The sequence below is a fragment of the Actinoallomurus sp. NPDC050550 genome (assembly GCF_040655075.1).
Lineage (GTDB): Bacteria > Actinomycetota > Actinomycetes > Streptosporangiales > Streptosporangiaceae > Actinoallomurus.
The window spans coordinates 50566-72512 of record NZ_JBFAJC010000032.1 but is presented as its reverse complement, the minus strand read 5'-3'; the positions used below and the strand labels follow the sequence as shown (position 1 = coordinate 72512).

Annotated in this window: 14 protein-coding genes; all 14 read right to left on the bottom strand. The window is 68.5% G+C overall.

Annotated features, from left to right (window positions below; all coding sequences use genetic code 11):
• Positions 1–27: 27 nt before the first annotated feature.
• A complete protein-coding gene (fusA, locus tag AB0I04_RS34855) occupies positions 28–2139 on the bottom strand; it encodes an elongation factor G (protein ID WP_360894388.1) in 2112 nt (703 codons plus the stop codon).
• 41 nt (positions 2140–2180) lie between these two features.
• Positions 2181–2651 carry a 30S ribosomal protein S7 gene (gene rpsG, locus AB0I04_RS34850; RefSeq protein ID WP_360894386.1) on the bottom strand — a complete coding sequence of 157 codons (471 nt, stop codon included), beginning with the start codon at positions 2649–2651 and terminating at the stop codon, positions 2181–2183.
• Between the two features lies 1 nt (position 2652).
• Positions 2653–3027 (bottom strand): 30S ribosomal protein S12, encoded by a 375-nt coding sequence (gene rpsL / locus AB0I04_RS34845; RefSeq protein WP_019632621.1) that lies wholly within the window; start codon positions 3025–3027, stop codon positions 2653–2655.
• A 458-nt stretch (positions 3028–3485) separates the two neighbouring features.
• Positions 3486–5771, bottom strand: coding sequence for a hypothetical protein (locus tag AB0I04_RS34840; protein ID WP_360894383.1), 2286 nt, complete (start codon positions 5769–5771; stop codon positions 3486–3488).
• Between the two features lie 261 nt (positions 5772–6032).
• The gene (locus AB0I04_RS34835) at positions 6033–9908 is read right to left on the bottom strand and encodes a DNA-directed RNA polymerase subunit beta' (protein WP_360894380.1); all 3876 of its coding nucleotides are present in this window, start codon (positions 9906–9908) and stop codon (positions 6033–6035) included.
• A gap of 139 nt (positions 9909–10047) precedes the next feature.
• Positions 10048–13518, bottom strand: a complete 3471-nt coding sequence (rpoB, locus tag AB0I04_RS34830; protein WP_360894377.1) for a DNA-directed RNA polymerase subunit beta — start codon at positions 13516–13518, stop codon at positions 10048–10050.
• A gap of 357 nt (positions 13519–13875) precedes the next feature.
• Positions 13876–14496 (bottom strand): hypothetical protein, encoded by a 621-nt coding sequence (locus AB0I04_RS34825; protein ID WP_360894374.1) that lies wholly within the window; start codon positions 14494–14496, stop codon positions 13876–13878.
• A complete protein-coding gene (locus AB0I04_RS34820; RefSeq protein WP_360894371.1) occupies positions 14493–15020 on the bottom strand; it encodes a hypothetical protein in 528 nt (175 codons plus the stop codon). Before AB0I04_RS34820 ends, AB0I04_RS34825 begins: the two co-directional genes overlap by 4 nt.
• Positions 14984–16417 carry an MCE family protein gene (locus AB0I04_RS34815; RefSeq protein ID WP_360894368.1) on the bottom strand — a complete coding sequence of 478 codons (1434 nt, stop codon included), beginning with the start codon at positions 16415–16417 and terminating at the stop codon, positions 14984–14986. The genes AB0I04_RS34820 and AB0I04_RS34815 overlap by 37 nt, the downstream gene beginning before the upstream one ends.
• The gene (locus AB0I04_RS34810; RefSeq protein ID WP_360894365.1) at positions 16414–17679 is read right to left on the bottom strand and encodes an MCE family protein; all 1266 of its coding nucleotides are present in this window, start codon (positions 17677–17679) and stop codon (positions 16414–16416) included. Before AB0I04_RS34810 ends, AB0I04_RS34815 begins: the two co-directional genes overlap by 4 nt.
• Positions 17680–17698: 19 nt before the next feature.
• Positions 17699–18742 (bottom strand): MCE family protein, encoded by a 1044-nt coding sequence (locus tag AB0I04_RS34805; protein WP_360894363.1) that lies wholly within the window; start codon positions 18740–18742, stop codon positions 17699–17701.
• Between the two features lie 36 nt (positions 18743–18778).
• Positions 18779–19798 carry an MlaD family protein gene (locus tag AB0I04_RS34800; RefSeq protein WP_360894360.1) on the bottom strand — a complete coding sequence of 340 codons (1020 nt, stop codon included), beginning with the start codon at positions 19796–19798 and terminating at the stop codon, positions 18779–18781.
• Positions 19795–21102, bottom strand: a complete 1308-nt coding sequence (locus AB0I04_RS34795) for an MCE family protein (RefSeq protein WP_360894357.1) — start codon at positions 21100–21102, stop codon at positions 19795–19797. Before AB0I04_RS34795 ends, AB0I04_RS34800 begins: the two co-directional genes overlap by 4 nt.
• A gap of 50 nt (positions 21103–21152) precedes the next feature.
• On the bottom strand, positions 21153–21947 hold the full coding sequence (locus AB0I04_RS34790) for an ABC transporter permease (RefSeq protein WP_360894537.1): 795 nt from the start codon (positions 21945–21947) through the stop codon (positions 21153–21155).

Sequence of the window (21947 nt, the reverse complement as noted above, 5' to 3'; positions counted from 1 at the left end):
AGTGGTTGGTCTTGCGCCGCGGTGCGGTTATTCGCCCCGTACCTTGGCGATGATCTCCTGCGCGACGTTCCCCGGAACCTCGGCGTAGGAGTCGAACTGCATGGTGAACACCGCCCGGCCCTGGGTCTTGCTGCGCAGGTCACCCACGTAGCCGAACATCTCCGAGAGCGGGACGATCGCCTTGATGACGCGGACGCCGGAGCGCTCGCCCATCTCCTGGATCTGGCCTCGGCGGCTGTTCAGATCGCCGATGACGTCGCCCATGTAGTCCTCGGGCGTGGTCACCTCGACGGCCATCATCGGCTCCAGCAGCGTGGCGTCGGCCTTGCGGGCCGCCTCCTTGAACGCCATGGATCCGGCGATCTTGAACGCCATCTCCGAGGAGTCGACCTCGTGGTAGGCGCCGTCCCGCAGCGTCACCTTGACGCCGACGAGCGGGTAGCCGGCGAGCACGCCGAACTCGGCCGCCTCCTGGCAGCCCGCGTCCACCGACGGGATGTACTCCCGCGGGATGCGGCCACCGGTGACCTTGTTCTCGAACTCGTAGCCGTCGCTACCGCCGCCGAGCGGCTCCAGGTCGATGATCACGCGACCGAACTGGCCGGAGCCACCCGTCTGCTTCTTGTGGGTGTACTCGACCTTCTCCACCTTGCGGCGGATGGTCTCGCGGTACGCGACCTGCGGCCGGCCGACGTTGGCCTCGACCTTGAACTCGCGCTTCATGCGGTCGACCAGCACCTCGAGGTGCAGCTCGCCCATGCCGGAGATGATGGTCTGGCCGGTCTCCTCGTCGGTCCGCACCTGGAAGGACGGGTCCTCCTCGGCGAGCCGCTGGATCGCGGTGCCCAGCTTCTGCTGGTCGACCTTTGTCTTCGGCTCGATCGCGACGTTGATGACCGGGGCCGGGAAGGTCATCGACTCCAGGATGACCGGGTTCTTGTCATCGCACAGCGTCTCGCCGGTGGTGGTCTGCTTCAGACCCATCACCGCGACGATGTCGCCGGCGCCCACGCGCTCGATCTCCTCACGCTTGTTCGCGTGCATGCGGTAGATCTTGCCGATGCGCTCCTTGCGGTCCTTCACGCTGTTCAGGACCGAGGAACCGGACTCCAACACACCCGAGTAGACACGGATGAAGGTCAGCTTGCCGAGGTGCGGGTCGCTCATGATCTTGAACGCCAGCGCCGAGAACGGCTCGTCCTCGCTCGGCTTGCGCTCGATCACCTTCTCCTCGTCGCGCATGTCGTGGCCCTTGATGGCCTCGACGTCGAGCGGCGAGGGGAGGTAGTTGACGATCGCGTCGAGCAGCGGCTGGACGCCCTTGTTCTTGAACGCGGTGCCGCAGGTGACCGGCGTGAGGTTGCCCGCGATCGTGGCCCGGCGGATGGCCGGGATCAGCTGCTCCGTCGTGGGCTCGTGGCCCTCGAGGTACAGCTCCATGATCTCGTCGTCGGCCTCGGCCAGGGTCTCGACCAGCTTGTCGTGCCACTCACGCGCGGCGTCGACGTGCGTGTCGGGGATGTCGACGACGTCGTACATCTCGCCCTTGGCGGCCTCGGCGCTCCACACCAGGGCCTTCTTGCGGACCAGGTCCACGACGCCCTTGAAGTCGGCCTCGGCGCCGATCGGGATCTGCAGCACCAGCGGGGTGGCGTTCAGCCGGTCCACGATCATGTCGACGCAGCGGTGGAACTCCGCGCCGACGCGGTCCAGCTTGTTGACGAAGCAGATCCGCGGCACGTTGTAGCGGTCGGCCTGCCGCCAGACCGTCTCCGACTGCGGCTCGACGCCGGCGACGCCGTCGAACACCGCCACCGCACCGTCGAGAACGCGCAGCGAGCGCTCCACCTCGACGGTGAAGTCGACGTGACCGGGCGTGTCGATGATGTTGACGGTGTGATCGACGTCGTCAACCGTCCAGTGGCAGGTGGTCGCGGCGGACGTGATCGTGATGCCGCGCTCCTGCTCCTGTTCCATCCAGTCCATGGTGGCAGCGCCCTCATGAACCTCACCGATCTTGTAGTTGACGCCGGTGTAGTACAGGATCCGCTCGGTGGTGGTGGTCTTGCCCGCGTCGATATGGGCCATGATCCCGATGTTCCGGACCTTGGCCAGGTCTACGCCGGTCTTGGTAGCCACTTCTCGCGTCCTCGTGTTCTCGTACGACTAGGTGCTGGTGATTACCAGCGGTAGTGCGCGAAGGCCTTGTTGGACTCCGCCATCTTGTGGGTGTCCTCGCGCTTCTTGACACTCGCGCCGAGGCCATTGCTCGCGTCGAGCAGCTCGTTCATCAGCCGCTCGGTCATCGTCTTCTCGCGGCGCTGCCGGGCGTACAGCACCAGCCAGCGCAGCGCCAGCGTCGTGCTGCGGGCCGGGCGCACCTCGACCGGCACCTGGTACGTGGCGCCACCGACACGCCGGCTGCGGACCTCAAGGGTCGGCTTCACGTTGTCGAGCGCACGCTTCAGCGTCACGACCGGGTCGTTGCCGGTCTTCTCGCGGCAACCCTCGAGTGCGTCGTAAACGATGCTCTGCGCGATCGACCGCTTGCCGTCGAGCAGGACCTTGTTGACCAGCGAGGTGACCAGCGGCGAGTTGAACACCGGGTCAGCGATCAACTGGCGCTTGCCTGCGGGACCCTTGCGAGGCATGTCAGCTCTTCTCCTTCTTCGCGCCGTAGCGGCTGCGCGCCTGCTTCCGGTTCCGAACACCCTGGGTGTCGAGCGACCCCCGGATGATCTTGTAGCGAACACCGGGGAGGTCCTTCACACGGCCACCGCGCACGAGCACGATCGAGTGCTCCTGCAGGTTGTGTCCGACGCCGGGGATGTAGGCCGTGACCTCGATCCCGCTCGTCAGCCGGACACGGGCGACCTTGCGAAGCGCCGAGTTGGGCTTCTTGGGCGTCGTCGTGTAGACGCGCGTGCAGACTCCACGGCGCTGCGGGCTCCCCTTGAGCGCCGGGGTCTTGTTCTTGGTCACCTTGTCCTGGCGGCCCTTGCGGACCAGCTGCTGGATCGTGGGCACCGCGTCTCCGTCTTCCTCGTACCGAGCCGGTAAGTCTGGTTGGCTGCCGTGCTCTCGCACGACACCAGGTCTCGAACCACTTACGCGGCCAGGACCTGCAGTTTTGTCCTCGTCCCCCACCCCCGTGGTCGGGCGTGTCGCGCCGGCCACATCTTCGGCGGCCCACAAATGGGCCGACCAACTCGGGGGAGTCGAATCCGCACCGCACGCTGGTCAGGATCACCATCGCGAGGATGGTCGCCACGACCGGCTGTGCACGCACGCTGAACCCGCGAACCCGCGGGCACGAAGGGAGAGACTACCTAACACCTGCGCGTGAGGTCAAAACAAGCCCCGCCACGCCGAAAATCGCCGGGGGACGTTCACCCTGAGAACGTCAGAATGCCGACGGATGTTCCCGTCGGCATTCTGACCTACCCGTCCGCTCGGGGGAAAGAGGCACCCCCGAACTCCCGGGCTCACAAGGCGAGGATCAGCACGAGGATGAGGATCACCAGTACCACCGCGCCGGCACCAAGGGCGATGAAGAGCTTGCGCCGCGACTCGTCCTCTCGGGAGGAGGACTGCGCCTGGCCGTAGCCGGGGAAGCCGCCCTCCTGGCCGAAGGACTGCTGCCCGCCGTACGGCGACGGCTGCTGCCCGTACGCCTGCTGCTGGCCATAGCCCTGCTGACCGGGCTGCTGCTGACCGGGCTGGCCGTAACCCTGCTGCTGGCCGTAGCCCTGCTGACCGTAAGCCTGCTGGCCCTGAGGCTGCCCCTGCGGACCGGTGCCCTGCTGGTCCTGCCGCTGCTCGCCGTAGCCCTGCTGACCATAGGCCTGCTGGCCCTGAGGCTGCCCCTGGGGGCCGGTGCCCTGCGGGCCTTGGGCCGGCTGCTGCCCGGGGCCCGGCTGCTGGCCGTACCCCTGCTGCTGACCGTAGGCCGGCTGGGCATAGCCCTGCTGCGGGAAACCCTGCGGCTGCCCTGGCCCCTGGCCGAAGGGCTGCGGGCCGGAGTCGTGCTGCGGTCCCCCGCCCGACTCTCCACCGGGCGTCGGAGGCGCCCACGGCTGCGGACCGGACTCACCGACCGGCTGCCCGCCGTACGGCGGCTGCTCCCCGGTCGAGGAGGGCGCGGGAGCCGGCGGCTGGCCGAAGGCGGTGGTGCTCATGCCGTCGATGTCCGACGCCGCGCCAGGAGGCTGGTCCGAACCGTACGGACGGGGATCCTCGTCCACACGGCTCTGGGCCGCGAAGCCCGCCTCCGGAGGCGGCACGAGCATCGTGCGCTCCGTGCCGCCGCTCTCGTCATCGCTCTGGTCGTCGCCCGGCTGGGACCCGCTCGGCGCGGACTCGCCCTCACCCGGGGCGCCGAACGCGGGGACGTCGCCCGCGGGAGCGCCGAAGACCGGCAGATCGCCGGTCCCCGACGACTGCTCGCCGCCGGAGGACTCCACGTCGAGCGGCCGGTCCAGCATCGTGGAGGGCGGCTGCGGCAGGTCGGTGCCGCCCGCCGCCGGAGACGCCGCCCCGAACGACGAGGGAGGCAACTGCTCGCCCGTGCTCCCGGTGCCTTCCTCGCCCTCGGAGGGCCGGAAGGCCGTGGTCGCGGCGACGTTGAAGCCACCGTCCGCAGGCGGAGCCGGCTGTTCACCGGAAGAGGCGTCTTGCCCGACCAACCCACCCCGACCGACCTCCCGGGGCGGCGCGACCGTGGTGCGCTCGCCCTCGTCCTCCTCCGGGCCCGGCGACGGAACCGAGGACCCGCTCGCCGGCTCGCCGAACGGTGGAGCGCTCTGGCCGAACGGCTGCTGAGCGTACGGCTGGGAGTACCCGGGCTGCCCGTAGGGCCCCGGCTCGCCGTACGACGGCTGCTGCTGCCCGCTCTGCTCGCCGGACGGCTGGCCGTACGAGGACGGGCCCGCGGGCGACTGTCCGTACGGCTGCTGCCCGTATGGCGGCTGCTGGCCCGGCTGACCGTAGGACGGGCCCGGCTGCTGGCCGGGCTGACCGTACGGGGAGCCGGGCTGCTCCCCCGGCTGACCATAGGGCGCAGCACCCGGCTGCTCACCCTGCTGGCCGTACGGGGTCTGCTGACCCGGCGCGGTGTACGGAGGGGCCTGCTCGCCCGGCTGACCGTAGGGCTGCTGCCCGTACGGCGGAGGCGTGCCCGGCTGGCCATAGGGCTGCTGACCGTAGGGAGGCGGCGTGCCCGGCTGCCCGTACGGCTGCTGGCCGGCGGGCGGCTGGCCGGCGGGCGGCTGGCCATAAGGCTGCTGGCCGTACGGCGGCGGGGGCTGCTCACCCGGCTGACCGTAGGGCTGCTGTCCATAGGGCTGCTGGCCGTACGGCGGGGGTGTGCCCGGCTGGCCGTACGGCTGCTGACCGTAGGGAGGCGGCGGAGGCGGTGCCCCCGGGGTGCCGTACGCGGGTGGCGTGCCCGGCCCGCCCGGAGTCCCCGGCTGCCCGGGAGTCCCGTACGACGGCGGTGCCTGCTCGCCGGACGTGCTCGCGCCGCTCTCCGCCTGGTCGTCGCCCTCGGCGGGCGCGGGCGGGGTGGCGGGACGCCTCGGGGCGCCGAACATGACCGTGCGGCCCGACTCGAGGATGTCCTCGGACGGCTCCTCGGGCACGGGCGGCGCCGGGTCCTTCGGCTGGTCCTGCCCGCCCGGGGCGGCACCCTTGTCGCTGTCGGGCGGTTCGGACGATCCTTGTTGGTCAGGCGGTGGCCAGTGGGATCCCTGGCCGCCGTTCTGCTCGGTCATCGTCAGACTCCTTCAGCGCTGGCTCCGCGGGCGACTCGCCTTCGGCAGGCCGGCCGCACGACCTCACCCGAAGGCCGGTGTCGCACGGCCTTCCCGGTCAGATCGTCGGCCACCGGCCGATGCGTCCTCCGCTGGTTCACCGCACCAGAGTGCCTGGTCACCGGCATGACCGCAAATCACCGACCTCGTACGCGGTTGTGGCGGAAAAGGCCCAGGGGCCGCCCCCGGAAACCCGGAGGCGGCCCCTGGCCTGGCTGGAAACTAGCGGTTGTACTGACCGAAGTCGTACTCCTCCAGCGGAACGGCCTCGCCGGAGCCCTGACCGAAGGCGTACTCGGCGCCCTCGTCGTAGGACCCGACGGAGTAGACCGCTGCCTTGGCCTCTTCGGTGGGCTCGACCCGGATGTTGCGGTACTGCGGCATGCCGGTACCGGCCGGGATGAGCTTACCGATGATGACGTTCTCCTTCAGGCCGACCAGCGGGTCGGACTTGGCGTGGATCGCCGCGTCCGTCAGGACCCGCGTCGTCTCCTGGAAGGAGGCCGCCGACAGCCACGACTCGGTGGCCAGCGACGCCTTCGTGATGCCCATGAGCTGCGGACGGCCGACCGCGGGCTGACCGCCCTCGGCGACGACGGCGCGGTTGAGCTCCTCGAACTTCGGGCGCTCGACCAGCTCGACGCCGGGCAGCATGTCGGTGTCGCCGGACTCCAGCACCTGGACCCGCTTCAGCATCTGCCGAACGATGATCTCGATGTGCTTGTCGTGGATCGACACACCCTGCGAACGGTAGACCTCCTGCACCTGGTCGACCAGGTGCAGCTGGACCGCGCGCGGGCCGAGGATGCGCAGCACCTCGTGCGGGTTGATCGCGCCCTGGGTGAGCTGCTGCCCGACCTCGACGTGCTCGCCCTCCTGGACCTTCAGCCGCGACCGCATCGGCACCGGGTAGGCGATCTCCTCGCCGCCGTCGTCCGGGACGACCACGATCTTGCGGGTCTTCTCGGTCTCGTCGATGCGGATCCGGCCGGCCACCTCGCTGATCGGGGCGACGCCCTTGGGGATGCGCGCCTCGAACAGCTCCTGGACACGCGGCAGACCGTGCGTGATGTCGACACCCGCCACACCACCGGTGTGGAAGGTCCGCATGGTCAGCTGGGTGCCGGGCTCGCCGATCGACTGGGCGGCGATGATGCCGACCGCCTCGCCGACGTCCACGAGCTTGCCGGTGGCCAGCGAACGGCCGTAGCACATCGCGCAGACACCGATCTTGGACTCGCAGACCAGCGCGCAGCGGGTGCGCACCTCGGCGACGCCCGCCTCGATGAGGCGGTTGAGCACCACGTCGGTGAGGTCCGTGCCCGCCCGGAACAGGACGGTGCCGTCCACCTCGATGTCGTTCGCGATGTTGCGCCCGACGAGGCTGTTCTCGGAGTTCGCCACCTTGGTGAGGGTGCCGTCGGCGCCCTTGGTCGCGATCGCGAACTTGATCGTACGGTCGGTGCCGCAGTCGTCCTCGCGGACGATCACGTCCTGCGCGACGTCCACCAGACGACGGGTCAGGTAACCCGAGTCGGCGGTACGCAGGGCGGTGTCGGCCAGACCCTTACGGGCACCGTGCGTGGCGATGAAGTACTCGACCACGGACAGGCCCTCACGGAAGGACGACTTGATCGGCCGCGGGATGGTCTCACCCTTCGGGTTGGAGACCAGACCACGCATACCGGCGATCTGCCGGAGCTGCAGCGGGTTACCGCGCGCACCGGAGTTGATCATCATCCAGATCGGGTTGGTGGCGGGGAAGGCCGCCTCCATGTCCTTGGCGACGTCGGCCGTGGCGTGGGTCCAGATCTCGATGAGCTCCTGACGGCGCTCGTCGTCGGTGATCAGACCACGGTCGTACTCGCGCTGGACCTTGTCGGCCCGCCGCTCGTACGACGCCATGATCTCCGCCTTGTTCGGCGGGGCGATGACGTCGTCGATCGCGATGGTCACGCCGGACCGGGTCGCCCACCGGAAGCCGGTGTCCTTCAGCGCGTCCAGCGCGTTCGCGACATCGACCTTCGGGTAGGTCTCGGCCAGCTCGTTGACGATCACCGACAGCTGCTTCTTGCCGACCTCGTAGTTGACGAACGGGAAGTCCGGCGGCAGCGCCTCGTTGAACAGCGCCCGGCCGAGCGTCGTCTCGAGGCGGATCGGCTGACCGGTCTCCCAGCCCTCCGGGGCGACCCAACCACGCGGCGGCGGGACGTCCTTGAGCCGGACGTTGACCTTGGCCTGGATGTCCAGGTCGCCCCGGTCGTAGGCCATGATCGCCTCGGACAGGGTGGAGAACGCGCGGCCCTCGCCGTCGGCGCCCTCCTTCTCCGTCGTCAGCCAGAACAGGCCGATGACCATGTCCTGGGTCGGCATGGTGACCGGCTTGCCGTCGGACGGCTTGAGGATGTTGTTGGTCGAGAGCATCAGGATGCGCGCCTCGGCCTGGGCCTCGGCCGACAGCGGCAGGTGCACGGCCATCTGGTCACCGTCGAAGTCCGCGTTGAACGCGGTGCAGACGAGCGGGTGGATCTGGATGGCCTTGCCCTCGACCAGCTGCGGCTCGAAGGCCTGGATGCCCAGGCGGTGCAGCGTCGGCGCCCGGTTGAGCAGCACCGGGTGCTCGGTGATGACCTCTTCCAGCACGTCCCACACGGCCGGGCGGGCCCGCTCGACCATGCGCTTGGCGCTCTTGATGTTCTGCGCGTGGTTGAGGTCGACCAGCCGCTTCATCACGAACGGCTTGAACAGCTCCAGCGCCATCTGCTTGGGCAGACCGCACTGGTGCAGCCGCAGCTGCGGGCCGACGACGATGACCGAACGGCCGGAGTAGTCGACGCGCTTACCGAGCAGGTTCTGCCGGAAGCGACCCTGCTTGCCCTTGAGCATGTCGGACAGCGACTTGAGCGGACGGTTGCCCGGCCCGGTGACGGGCCGGCCGCGGCGGCCGTTGTCGAACAGCGCGTCGACGGCCTCCTGCAGCATCCGCTTCTCGTTGTTGACGATGATCTCGGGCGCGCCGAGGTCGAGCAGCCTCTTCAGCCGGTTGTTCCGGTTGATGACCCGGCGGTACAGGTCGTTGAGGTCGCTCGTCGCGAACCGGCCACCGTCGAGCTGCACCATCGGGCGCAGGTCCGGCGGGATCACCGGGATGCAGTCGAGCACCATGCCGCGCGGGCTGTTGCGGGTGTTGAGGAACGCGGAGACGACCTTGAGGCGCTTGAGGGCGCGGGCCTTCTTCTGGCCCTTGCCGCTGCGGATGGTCTCCCGCAGCCGCTCCGACTCGGCGTCGAGGTCGAAGTTCTCCAGGCGCTTCTGGATGGCCGCGGCGCCCATGCCGCCCTCGAAGTAGCGGCCGAAGCGGTCGCGCATCTCGCGGTAGAGCAGCTCGTCGCCCTCGAGGTCCTGGACCTTGAGGTTGCGGAAGCGGTTCCAGACCTCGTCGAGCCGGTCGAGCTCGCGCTGCGCCCGGTCGCGGAGCTGCTTCATCTCCCGCTCGGCGCCCTCACGCACCTTGCGACGCTGGTCGCCCTTCGCCCCGGCGGCCTCAAGCTCGGCGAGGTCGCCCTCGAGCTTCTTCTGCCGGGCCTCGATGTCGGCGTCGCGACGCTGCTCGAACTGCTGCCGCTCCACGGAGACCTTGGCCTCCAGCGACGGCAGGTCGCGCTCACGCATCTCGGTGTCGACATGCGTGATCATGTACGCGGCGAAGTAGATGATCTTTTCGAGGTCCTTGGGCGCCAGGTCGAGCAGGTAGCCCAGCCGGCTCGGCACACCCTTGAAGTACCAGATGTGCGTCACGGGCGCGGCCAGCTCGATGTGGCCCATCCGCTCACGCCGGACCTTGGCGCGGGTCACCTCGACGCCGCAGCGCTCACAGATGATGCCCTTGAAGCGGACGCGCTTGTACTTACCGCAGTAGCATTCCCAGTCCCGGGTCGGACCGAAGATCTTCTCGCAGAAGAGCCCGTCCTTCTCCGGCTTGAGAGTCCGGTAGTTGATCGTCTCCGGCTTCTTGACCTCGCCGTGCGACCACTGCCGGATGTCGTCAGCCGTGGCCAGGCCGATCCGCAGCTCGTCGAAGAAGTTGACGTCGAGCACTTTGTTAACCAGTCCCCTGTTGTCGTATGCCGATTCCGAGGCCCGTGGTGCCTTCTCGCTCACTCCGCGGGTGGGCGGCCGGGCGCTGTCGCGCGCCCGTGCCGCCCCCCACGTCGTTCACTCGTCGGCTCCCCGTTCCTCAGACCTCTTCGACACTGCTCGGCTCACGCCGGGACAGGTCGATGCCGAGCTCTTCCGCGGCGCGGAAGACGTCCTCGTCGGTGTCACGCATCTCGATGGACATACCGTCGCTGGAGAGCACCTCGACGTTGAGGCACAGCGACTGCATCTCCTTGATGAGCACCTTGAAGGACTCAGGGATGCCCGGCTCAGGGATGTTCTCGCCCTTGACGATGGCCTCGTACACCTTCACGCGGCCGAGGACGTCGTCGGACTTGATGGTGAGCAGCTCCTGGAGGGCGTAGGCGGCGCCGTACGCCTCCAGCGCCCAGACCTCCATCTCACCGAAGCGCTGGCCACCGAACTGGGCCTTACCGCCGAGCGGCTGCTGGGTGATCATGGAGTACGGGCCGGTCGAACGCGCGTGGATCTTGTCGTCGACCAGGTGGAGCAGCTTCAGGATGTAGATGTAACCGACCGCGATCGGGTCCTTGAAGGGCTCACCGGTGCGGCCGTCGAACAGCCGCGCCTTGCCGGTCTTCTGCACCATGCGGTTGCCGTCACGGTTCGGCATGGTGCTGTCGAGCAGCTCGGTGATCTCCTCCTCGCGGGCGCCGTCGAACACCGGCGTGGCGACGTTGGTGCCCGGCTCGGCCGCGTCCGCGCCGATGGCCTTCAGCTGGCGCTTCCACTCGGCGTCGTCCCCGTCGACCTTCCACCCTCGGCTGGCGACCCACCCGAGGTGGGTCTCCAGGACCTGGCCGACGTTCATTCGGCCGGGCACACCGAGCGGGTTGAGGACGATGTCGACCGGGGTGCCGTCCTCGAGGAACGGCATGTCCTCGATCGGCAGCACCTTGGAGATGACGCCCTTGTTGCCGTGACGGCCGGCGAGCTTGTCACCATCGGTGATCTTGCGCTTCTGGGCGACGTACACCCGGACCAGCTCGTTCACGCCCGGCGGGAGCTCGTCGCCCTCTTCCCGGCTGAACACGCGGACCCCGATGACCTTGCCCTCTTCACCGTGCGGCACCTTCAGGGAGGTGTCGCGGACCTCACGGGCCTTCTCGCCGAAGATCGCGCGCAGCAGGCGCTCCTCCGGGGTCAGCTCGGTCTCGCCCTTCGGGGTGACCTTGCCGACCAGGATGTCGCCCGTGGTGACCTCGGCGCCGATGCGGATGATGCCCCGCTCGTCCAGGTCGGACAGGACCTCTTCGGAGACGTTCGGGATGTCCCGGGTGATCTCCTCCGGGCCCAGCTTGGTGTCACGGGCGTCGACCTCGTGCTCCTCGATGTGGATCGAGGACAGGACGTCGTCCTGCACCAGACGCTGGGAGAGGATGATCGCGTCTTCGTAGTTGTGGCCCTCCCACGGCATGAACGCCACCAGGAGGTTCTTGCCGAGCGCCATCTCGCCGTTGTCGGTGCACGGACCGTCGGCGACGACCGTGCCGACCTCGACCCGCTGGCCCTCGTCGACGATGGGCTTCTGGTTGAAGCAGGTGCCCTGGTTGGACCGCTTGAACTTGGCGACACGGTAGGTGGTGCGCGTGCCGTCGTCGTTCATCACGGTGATGTAGTCGGCCGAGACCTCCTCGACGACACCCGCCTTCTCAGCCGTGATGACGTCGCCGGCGTCGGTGGCCGCGCGGTACTCCATGCCGGTGCCGACCAGCGGCGCCTCGCTGCGCAGCAGCGGGACGGACTGGCGCTGCATGTTGGAGCCCATGAGCGCGCGGTTGGCGTCGTCGTGCTCGAGGAACGGGATCATGGCCGTCGCGACCGACACCATCTGGCGCGGCGAGACGTCCATGTAGTCGACCTCGGACGGCGGGATGAACTCGACCTCGCCACCCTTCCGGCGGACCAGGACGCGGTTCTCGACGAAGGTGCCGTCGTCCTCGAGAGGCGTGTTCGCCTGCGCGACGACGTGCCGGTCCTCCTCGTCCGCGGTGAGGTAGTCGATCTGCTCGGTGACCCGGCCGTCGACGACCTTCCGGTACGGCGTCTCGATGAAGCCGAACGAGTTGACCCGACCGTACGAGCTCAGCGAGCCGATCAGGCCGATGTTCGGGCCTTCCGGCGTCTCGATCGGGCACATGCGGCCGTAGTGCGACGGGTGGACGTCACGGACCTCCATGCCCGCCCGCTCACGGGACAGACCGCCCGGGCCGAGGGCGTTCAGACGCCGCTTGTGCGTCAGGCCCGCGAGCGGGTTGGTCTGGTCCATGAACTGCGACAACTGCGAGGTGCCGAAGAACTCCTTGATCGAAGCCACGACGGGGCGGATGTTGATCAGGGTCTGCGGCGTGATCGCCTCGACGTCCTGCGTGGTCATGCGCTCGCGGACGACGCGCTCCATGCGGGCCAGGCCCAGGCGGACCTGGTTCTGGATCAGCTCGCCGACCGAGCGGATACGACGGTTGCCGAAGTGGTCGATGTCGTCGGTCTCGACGGGGATCGTGCGGCCCGCCGGACCCGTCATCTCCTCCTCACCGGCGTGCAGCCGGACGAGGTAGTCGATGGTCGTGACGATGTCGTCCTCGGTCAGGGTGCCCTGGGCGAGGTCCAGGTCCAGGCCGAGCTTCTTGTTGACCTTGTAGCGGCCGACCTTGGCGAGGTCGTAACGCTTCGGGTTGAAGTAGAGATTCTCCAGCAGCGTCTGCGCGGACTCCTTCGTCGGAGGCTCGCCCGGACGCAGCTTGCGATAGATGTCGAGCAGGGCGTCGTCCTGCCCGGTGGTGTGGTCCTTCTCGAGGGTCACACGCATGGACTCGTAGTCGCCCCAGCGCTCCAGGATGCGCGCGTCGTCCCAGCCGAGTGCCTTGAGCAGGACGGTGACGCTCTGCTTGCGCTTGCGGTCGATACGGACGCCGACGTTGTCGCGCTTGTCGACCTCGAACTCCAGCCACGCACCGCGCGACGGGATGACCTTGACGCCGAAGATGTCCTTGTCGGACGTCTTGTCCAGGGCCCGGTCGAAGTAGACGCCGGACGAACGGACGAGCTGCGAGACGACGACGCGCTCGGTGCCGTTGATGATGAACGTGCCTCGCGGGGTCATGAGCGGGAAGTCGCCCATGAACACCGTCTGGCTCTTGATCTCCCCCGTGGAGTTGTTGATGAACTCCGCCGTGACGAACATCGGGGCGGAGAAGGTCATGTCCTTGTCTTTGCACTCCTCGACGGAGTACTTCGGCGGCTCGAACCGGTGATCGCGGAACGAGAGGGACATGGTGCCGGAGAAGTCTTCGATGGGACTGATCTCTTCGAAGATCTCCTCAAGTCCCGACTGGGTCGGGACATCCTTACGACCGGCCTGCTGGGCCGCATTGACCCGGGCCTTCCACCTCTCGTTACCGAGCAACCAGTCAAAGGACTCGGTCTGCAGCGCGAGGAGATCCGGGACTCCCAGAGGCTCCTTGATACGCGCGAAAGAAACGCGGTTCGGACCGGTTGCGGTTGTCGAGGCGTTGCGCGAGGCTGCCAAGAGTGGTCCTTCCGAGGGCTCGCGGCGGACTGACGACGCGCGCACGCCAGACGATCCACGCCGATGGACCCCGCCGAAACGGGGGTGTCGATGTGTGGATAGTCAGAGGGCAGCGCAAAGGGGCAGTGTAGCCGAACGCTACACCGCTGTCGAGCGCAGTGCCACGGTATGCATCACAGTTGCTCCGCAGCATCGCTCGTCAGCGGCCCCACGTCAAGACTAGACATGGACATTCCGCCCCCTGGGCGAGGGTGAGGAAGCCCATAGTTTACAGGGAAGCGGGCACCTGTCCGTCCTCGCGCACGCCACCGGCCGCCCCCGCGCGGGACCGCGCGACGGCTCGGATGTGGATCAATGTCACTTTTTCGATGCGGAAGGACTCGGCGCCGGGGTCGGGCCCGACGACGACGGCGGCGGGGTGGTCATCCGCGGGCCGTCGATCAACCACTTCTTGCCGATCTTCTTCATCTGCAGCCGCGGCCAGGACGTGTCGACCTGAGGCTCCTTGTGCGCGGCGTTCACCGAGATCATCTTGACGAAGAAGAGCACCTCGACGCGGTGGGGCGTCGCCTGCGTCACCGCCGCGACCTGGATCTGGGTCAGCGCCTGGGTCTGGCTCTTCTCCACCGACGGCCGGAAGATCTTCCAATACGCGTCGTAGGACTTCGCCATCGCCGGCGTCATCTCGGAGCGCGCCTTGCCGAGGTCGTAGTCCAGCGTCCGGTAGTTGTACGACAGTAGGTCCTTGGCCGCGGACTGTGCGGCGGCCAGGCCGTCCTCGCGGGCGCTCTCGACCGCGTCGTCCTCGCTCCACTGGTGCCACAGGGCCAGGCAGCCGATGGCGGCGACGAGGACCGCGCAGGCCAGGACGACCAGCGGCGTGGTGGCCGACGACCGCGGCGCCGCGCCCTCCGCCGCCGTCTTCTCGGCAGAGGTCTCCTCGGCCTTCTTGTCCTTGCGCCTGGTGACCGCGGTCATTGCAGCCCTCCCATCCCGGAGACCCGCCAGTGACCGCCGACCTTGGTGAGCTGGACCTGCGCGCTCTGCCACGTCGCGGACGGCGTCGTGACCTGGGCGGACTGCGCGGTCCGCCGTACGGTGACCATGACCTCGGCCGACTTGGTGTCGATGTTGATCACCCCGCAGGCGGAGACCGCCGCGCTGGAGACCAGCTTGTTGGTCACGACCGTCTGCTTCCAGTTGGTGCCGAGTTGCTGGACGGCCTGCGCCTTGAATTTGTCGGACATGTCGGCGTACACGCGCTGAGCGTCCTCGTCGAAGCTCTGGTAGCTGATCGAGTAGAAGTTGGTGACCACCCGGCGGGCGACGGTCTGCACCGCCTCGATGTCGGTCTTGCGGGTGTCGGCGGCGTACGTCTTGGGCACGAGCCAGACCGACGCCCACACAACGAGGGCCACGAGGGCCACCCCCAGCAGCGCGAACGCCACCCCCAGGCGGCGGGCGCTCAGCCGACGATCGGGCTCAGCAGAAGCGTCTGCCATGAAGCGTCTCCCGTCAGTTGACTCACCTTGCCCAGGCGATAGCGCTTACCGTCGGGCCCCACGTAAACGCGGGTCCGGGGATCGTAGCCGCTGACGAACAGCGTCTGCAGACCGGAGGATGCCTCCTGTCCGGAACCGGAACTGCCCGCCGACGCGCCGCCCGTCGACGACGACCCGCCGGTCGCCGACGTCTGCTTCGCCGCGTCCGAACGGCCGCCGCTCGACCCGTCCGAGGTCTCGTACGGGAAGCCGGCGCCGTCCGTCGCGCCCTCGGGCAGCTTCGGGTACGGACCGGCCGGGGGCGCGTTGCGGGAGCCGCGGACGGCCGTCGTGGCGTCCTTGGGCGCCTTGCAGGAGGCCTTCGGGTTGATGGTCGCCGGCCGGGTGTCCTGCGGGTAACGCACCTTCGTCTGCTTGTACCCGTCGGTGCACACGGGCGGCTGGTTGAAGTTGAGCTCCAGGCCGAAGTGCACCGTGCCGTCGCCGGGGGTGACGCTGAAGGCGCCGCCGACGATGAGCGGGTAGGTGGTGAGCAGCGTCCGCAGCTGCGTCGTGCGCGAGGTCAGCACCGACCCGACCACCGAGCCGTTGGCGAGCAGGGTGGGCAGGGTCGGCTCGAGGCGGTCGAGCAGGTCCTGGCCCTGGTCGAGCGCGCCCGGCGTGACGTTCAGGAACTTGCGGACGTCGGGGTCGTCGCGCTTGAGCTCGGCCGTCAGCGAGGCGAGGTTGGCGGAGAACTCCCGGAAGACCGACCCCTCGTCGACCTGCGTGTCCAGGACCGTACGGCCGTTGTTGAGCAGCGCGATCGTCTCGGGGTAGGTGTCGTTCAGCGCGGCCAGGATCTTCCTGTTGGAGTCGATCAGCGACTGCAGGTCCGGGCCCTCGCCCGACAGGCCCTTGTCGAGCTCGTCGATGACCGTCCCGAGGTCCTTGGGGTTCACGGTACGCACGAGCGCGTCGATGTTGTGCAGCAGCTCGTACGTCTGGACGGGCAGGTGCGTGTGGCTTCGCGGGATGACGTCGCCGCTCTTCAGCGACGGGCCGTTGCCGGCGGGGCGCAGGTCGACGTACTGCTCGCCGACGCCGGACCGGTTGAGGACGTACGCCTGCACGTCGTTGTCCGGGACCTTGCGGTCGCGGTTGATGCGCAGTTCGACCCGGACGCCGTCCTTCGTCAGGTGGAGCGGCCCCACCCGGCCGACCGTGACCCCGCGGTAGGTGACCTCGGCGTTGGTGAAGATGCCGCCGGAGTCGGCCATGTCGAGGTAGACGCGGTAGCGCAGGTCGAGGACGGACTGGCCGAGCCCGATGATGTTCACGAGGGTGTAGGCCATGGTCAGCGCCGTGATGATCGCGAAGATCGTCAGCTGGATCTTGACGCCACGCTTGATGATCATGCGGTGCCTCCGCTCAGCACGGCGCCCAGGTCGTCGCCCGGCGCGCCGCCGCGCATGCCCAGAGGCGGCAGGATGCCGCCGCCGCCCTGCTGCGAGCCGCCGGTCCCGCCCTGGTCGGACCCGCCCGTGCCGCCCTGCGGGAGGACGCCGAGCGGATTGTCGGGGACGGCGGTGCGGGGCGCCGGCAGGGACGCCTGCAGCTTCTCGGCCGTCTTGGCCGCGCCGTCGAGCGCCGTGCCGGCGAGGAAGTTGTGCGCGATGTTGCCCACGTTGAGATCCAGGGTGGCGAACAGGTTGCCGTAGTCGCCCTTGAGCGCCTGGGAGACCGTCTGTGGGAAGGGGAAGGTGAAAAGGCCGCCGAGGACCTTCGGGATGACGCTGCTGGCCTTGTCGGTGTTCTGCAGCACCGTCTGCAGCGACTTGAGGTTGGCGACCGTGTCGTCGTGCGAGCGGTTGATCACCCGGGTGGCCACGGTGCCCAGCTTGTCCATGTTCACGAGGAGCTTGGTGAGGTCCTGCCGCTGCTCGGCGAGGATCTTCACCGCCGGGCCGGTGCTGTCGATCGTGTCGGCGATCGTCTGGTTGTGCCGGGCGAGCGTGGCGGCCAGCCGGTCGACCTTGTCGATCGTGGTGACGATCTGGGCCTTCTGCCGGTCGAGCGTGCCAACGAAAGTGTTCACGCGGTCGAGCAGGTCGCGCATCTGCGTGGTGCGGCCCTGCATCGCGGCGTTGAGCTCATGGTTGATCGTGGAGACCTGCTCGAGGCCGCCGCCGGTGATGAGCATGGACATCGCCGACAGCACCTCCTCGACCTCGGTGTTGCGGGTCGTGCGCTCGAGCGGGATCACCGCGCCCTGGGCCAGCTTGCCCTGCGCCGTCTGCCCCTGCGGCGCGGACAGCGCCACGAACTTCTCGCCGAGGAGGCTGGTCTGGGAGATCGTGGCGACGGCGTTGCCGGGCAGGTCGACCGAGCGGCGGAGCCGACAGGTGACCTCGGCGTTCCAGTTCACCAGGCGGATCTTGGTGACCTTGCCGACCGGGACGTCGTCGACCCGGCACTGCGACTGCGGCACCAGGTCCAGGACGTTCGAAAAGACCATCTTCACGTCGTACGCGTCGGACCCGGTGTCGATGCCGCCGGGCAGCGGCACCGATGACACCCCGCGGAACGAACAGCCCGAGACCGCCGTGGTCAGCGTGAGCGCCGCGGCGAGGATCCGCGTCGCTCTCCCGCGTCGCGTCGGCCGCTCCGATCGAGACACCTCGTTCGTACCTCTCATCTCACTCACGGCCCGCGCCCGCCGTGCTCGTGCCGCTGGGGGCGCGCTTCCCGGTCCCGCTCTTCTGGTCATTGATCGGGGGCTGAGCCGGGCCGATGCTGACCGGGAGCGGGATGAGGTTCTGCAGGTAGCCGTCGAACCACCGGCCCTGGGCGGTGGCGTCCGCCGAGACGGTGACGAAGGGACCCAGGGTCTTGAGCGACTTGTCGATGTTGCCCTGATTGCGTTGCAGGATGTTCACGACGCGGTGGAGCTGGACCATCGCGGGGTTCAGCGTCGCGCGGTTCTCCTCGATCGCCCCGGTGATCTGGTTGGAAAGGCTGACCGTGCCGGACAGCAGCGAGGTGATCACCTGGCGCCGGTCGTTGAGCTCCTGCAGCAGCAGCCCGCCGCCGGACACGAGCTGGGCGAGGTCGCCGCTGCGGTCGGCGAGCAGTCCGGTCAGGCTGCGCGTGTGGCCGAGGAGGCTGCCCAGCTCGTCGTCGCGCGAGGAGATCGCCTGGGAGATCTTCCGCAGCCCGCTGAGGGTGCGGCGCACGTTGTCCGGGGAGTACTTCAGCGTCTGGTCCAGCGTGTCGAGCGCCTTCCCGAGCTGCGGCACGTCGATCTTCTGCAGCTGACCGGAGAGGTCCTGCAGGGCCGGTACGACCTCGTACGACGGAGCGGTGCGCGACGTTGGGATCTCCGCGTGCGTGGACTGGTGCCGGTCGCCCTTCGGCACGACCTCCAGGTAGTGCGCGCCCAGCAGCGTCGAGATCTTGATCCGGATCTGCGACTGGGTGCCGAAGCGGACGTTGTTCGCGGTGAAGGCGACCTTCACGTGGTCGCCCTCCAGCCCGACGCTCTTGACCTTGCCGACCTTGACGCCGGCGACGCGCACCTCTTCGTTCGGCTTGAGCCCGCTGGCCTCGGTGAACGCCGCGTGGTAGACGGTGCCGCCCTCGAAGATCGTCAGGTTGAACGCGGCGAACACGAGCACGGCGACCGACGACATGCCGATGACGCCCATCACCAGGGGATCCCGGTCGCGGAAGGAGACTCTCACCGCCGCGCTCCCCTCGTCGCTGCCTCGTTCACCTGATCACCCCTTGCATCGGGCGTTCTCGTTCAGGATCTGCGGAGTGTTGAAGGAGACCTTGCCGGGCAGCCCGATGCGTGCGTCGAGGCTGCACAGGTAGAAGTTGAACCAAGAGCCGTACGACGCCGCCCGGTCCAGCAGCATGAAGTTGGTCGGCATCGTCTGGAACGCCTTGTCCAGCTGGTTGCCGTTGGCCGCCAGCACCTTCGACAGGTGGCCGAGCGAGGCGATGTCGGCCTTGACCGACGGCCGGACGTCGGTGAGCAGGCCGTTGGTCGTGTAGACCAGCTGGTTGATGCTGACCAGCGACTCGCCGATCGCGTGACGGTCGCCGGCCAGCCCGGACACCAGGCTCTTGAGGTTGGTGATGAGGGCGGAGACCTCCTGGTCGCGCGAGTCGATGGTGGAGATCACCTTGTCGAGGTTGTCGATCACCCGGCCGATGACCTCGTCGCGGTTGCCGAGGGTCTCGGTCAGGGAGGCGACGTGCGCGAGCAGCCCGTTGACCGTGCCGCCCTCGCCCTGCAGCACCTGGATGAGCTGGTAGGTCAGCTGGTTGACGTCCTGCGGCTTGATCGCCCGCAGCAGCGGCCGGAAGCCGTTGAACAGCGCGGTCAGGTCCAACGCCGGCTGGGTCTGCTCCTTGGGAATCGTGCCGCCCGCCGGCAGGTCGCCGCCCTGCCCGGAGCCCTCGGTGAGAGAGACGTAGCGCTGCCCCATCAGGTTGCGGTACCGCAGCTGCGCCTGCGTGCTGCGGGGCAGGGTCTGGTCCTTGATCACCGAGACCGTGACCCTGGCCAGGTGCCCTTGGTACAGCTTGATGCCGTCGACCTGGCCGACGCGCACGCCGGCGATCCGCACCTCGTCGCCGGAGTTGAGGCCCGCCGCGTCCGTGAAGATCAGGTTGTACTTCCGGCTCGCGACGAACTGCATGTTGGAGATGGCGACGGCGAGCACCGCCGTGGACAGCGTCGCGATGACCATGAAGATCAGCAGCTTGACGGCCGCCGAGGTCGTCTTCACTTGACGGTCACCACCATTCCGTTGGCGGCCGGTTTGTAGAGCAGCGAGGCGAGGTCGGAGACCTGGTCGGCGCGCGTGCCCATGGCGGGCCCGAGCAGGCCCTTGAGCAGGCTGTCATCGTCGGCGGAGCTGCCCGGCTTGACCAGCACGCTGGACAGGGACCGGCCCGCACCGCCGGCCCACCACTGGTCGTCCTCGGTGCCGTCGAGCAGCTGATACTGCGGGAACGGCACCTTCGGGTTCGGCAGACCGTAGCAGCGAGGGTTCCGGTAGTCGTTGAACGCGGGCCGGTCGAGGCCGGGCTTGTACCCGGGCCGCGGCTTGACCAGCTCGAGCGTGACGTGCACGCCCGGCTGCTTGCCGCCCATCGCGTCGACCAGCCGGGGGGTGAGCTTGGCCATGCCCTGCAGGACGCACGGGACGCCCGGGGAGTACTTGGCGAGCAGCGCGAGCGACTGCCGGTTGGCGATCATCGCGCCGACGAGGCGGGGCTCGTTGTTCGCGGTGAACTCGGTGGCCTGGCCGGTGAGGTCGATCCCCTTGTCGAGGGCGGCCACGAGCTGGGGCTCCTTGTCGACGATCGTCCGGTTCGTCGTCTGGAGGTTCTGCATGATCGAGATCAGGTCGGGCGCGGCGCCGTTGAGGTTGTCGCTGACGATCGCGAGCTGCCTCAGGTCGTGCATCACGGTCGGCAGGTGCGGGTTGAGCCGCTTGAGGTAGTCGTCGGCGCCGACGAGCATCTGCCCGATCTGGTCGCCCCGGCCCTGCAGGGCGGTGGCCAGGGCGTTCAGGGTGGCGTTGAGCTTGGCCGGCTCGACCTCGTTGAGGATCGGCATGACGTCGTCGAGGACCTGGTTGACCTCCACGGCGGTGGTGGAGCGATCCTGCGGGATGACGTCGCCGTTCGCCAGGTGACGGCCGCCGATGGCGCCCGCGGGCGGGACGATATCGACGAACTTCTCGCCGAACACCGTCTTGGGCAGCATCCGCGCCGAGGAGTCCGCCGGGATCAGCGGCGCCTTGGACGGGTCGATCGCCAGATCGATCGCCGCGCCCTTCGGCGTCTGCCGGATCTTGCGGACCTCACCGACGATCAGGCCGCGCACCTTCACGTCGGAGTGCGGGACGAGCTGGAGCCCGGCCCGGTCGCTGTCCACGGTGACGTGGTAGACGGGCGTGAACGCCTTGTTGTACTGCGCGATCATCAGCATGACGAGCAGGACGACGACGAGCACGAACGCCAGCCCGTACAGGCGGTAGCGCAGCCGCTCGGACCACGAGCCGAAGGGCGGGGTGTAACTCACGTGTCCTCCCCCGGCTCAGTAATCGACATCGCGCACTCACACCTCTCGTCTCAGCCGGCGATCCGCACCGTGGTGGTCGCGCCCCAGATCGCCATCCCCAAGAGCAGATCCACGATGTTGACCACGACGAGGCTCGTACGGACGGCGCGACCGACCGCCAGGCCCACACCGGCCGGCCCACCGCTGGCGTTGAAGCCGTAGTAACAGTGGATGAGCATGACGAGGATCGCGAAGATCAGGACCTTCCCGAACGACCACAGCACGTCGTGGGGTGGGAGGAACAGGTAGAAGTAGTGGTCGTACGTGCCGCTGGACTGGCCGAACGACAGGGTCACGATCAGCCTGGTCGCGACGAACGACGCGAGCAGGCCGATGACGTACAGCGGGATGACCGCGAGCATCCCGGCGACCAGACGCGTCGTCACCAGGAACGGCAGCGACGGCACACCCATGACCTCCAGGGCGTCGATCTCGTCGCTGATCCGCATGGCGCCGAGCTGCGCGGTGAAGCCGCAGCCGACCGTGGCCGACAGCGCGAGCGCCGACACGGTGGGCGCCAGCTCGCGCGTGTTGAAGTACGCGGAGACGAAACCGCTGAAGGCCGCGCTGCCGATCTGGTTCAGGGCGTTGTAGCCCTGCAGGCCGACCTCGGTGCCGGTGAAGAAGGTCATGAAGCCGACGATCGCCACGCTGCCGCCCATGACGGCGAGGCCGCCGGTGCCGAGGCTGACCTCCGCCAGCAGGCGAATGACCTCCTTCTTGTAGCGGAGGATGACCCGCCACACCCATGCGAACGCCCGGACGTAGAACGCCATCTGGTGGCCGAAGCCCTCGAGGCGCTCCAT

Excerpts from the sequence above, each read along its gene's own strand:
- AB0I04_RS34840 (WP_360894383.1), bottom strand. The coding sequence starts at position 5,771 with ATGACCGAGCAGAACGGCGGCCAGGGATCCCACTGGCCACCGCCTGAC.
- AB0I04_RS34825 (WP_360894374.1), bottom strand. The coding sequence starts at position 14,496 with ATGACCGCGGTCACCAGGCGCAAGGACAAGAAGGCCGAGGAGACCTCT.
- rpsG (WP_360894386.1), bottom strand. The coding sequence starts at position 2,651 with ATGCCTCGCAAGGGTCCCGCAGGCAAGCGCCAGTTGATCGCTGACCCG.
- AB0I04_RS34790 (WP_360894537.1), bottom strand. The coding sequence starts at position 21,947 with ATGGAGCGCCTCGAGGGCTTCGGCCACCAGATGGCGTTCTACGTCCGG.
- AB0I04_RS34820 (WP_360894371.1), bottom strand. The coding sequence starts at position 15,020 with ATGGCAGACGCTTCTGCTGAGCCCGATCGTCGGCTGAGCGCCCGCCGC.
- AB0I04_RS34815 (WP_360894368.1), bottom strand. The coding sequence starts at position 16,417 with ATGATCATCAAGCGTGGCGTCAAGATCCAGCTGACGATCTTCGCGATC.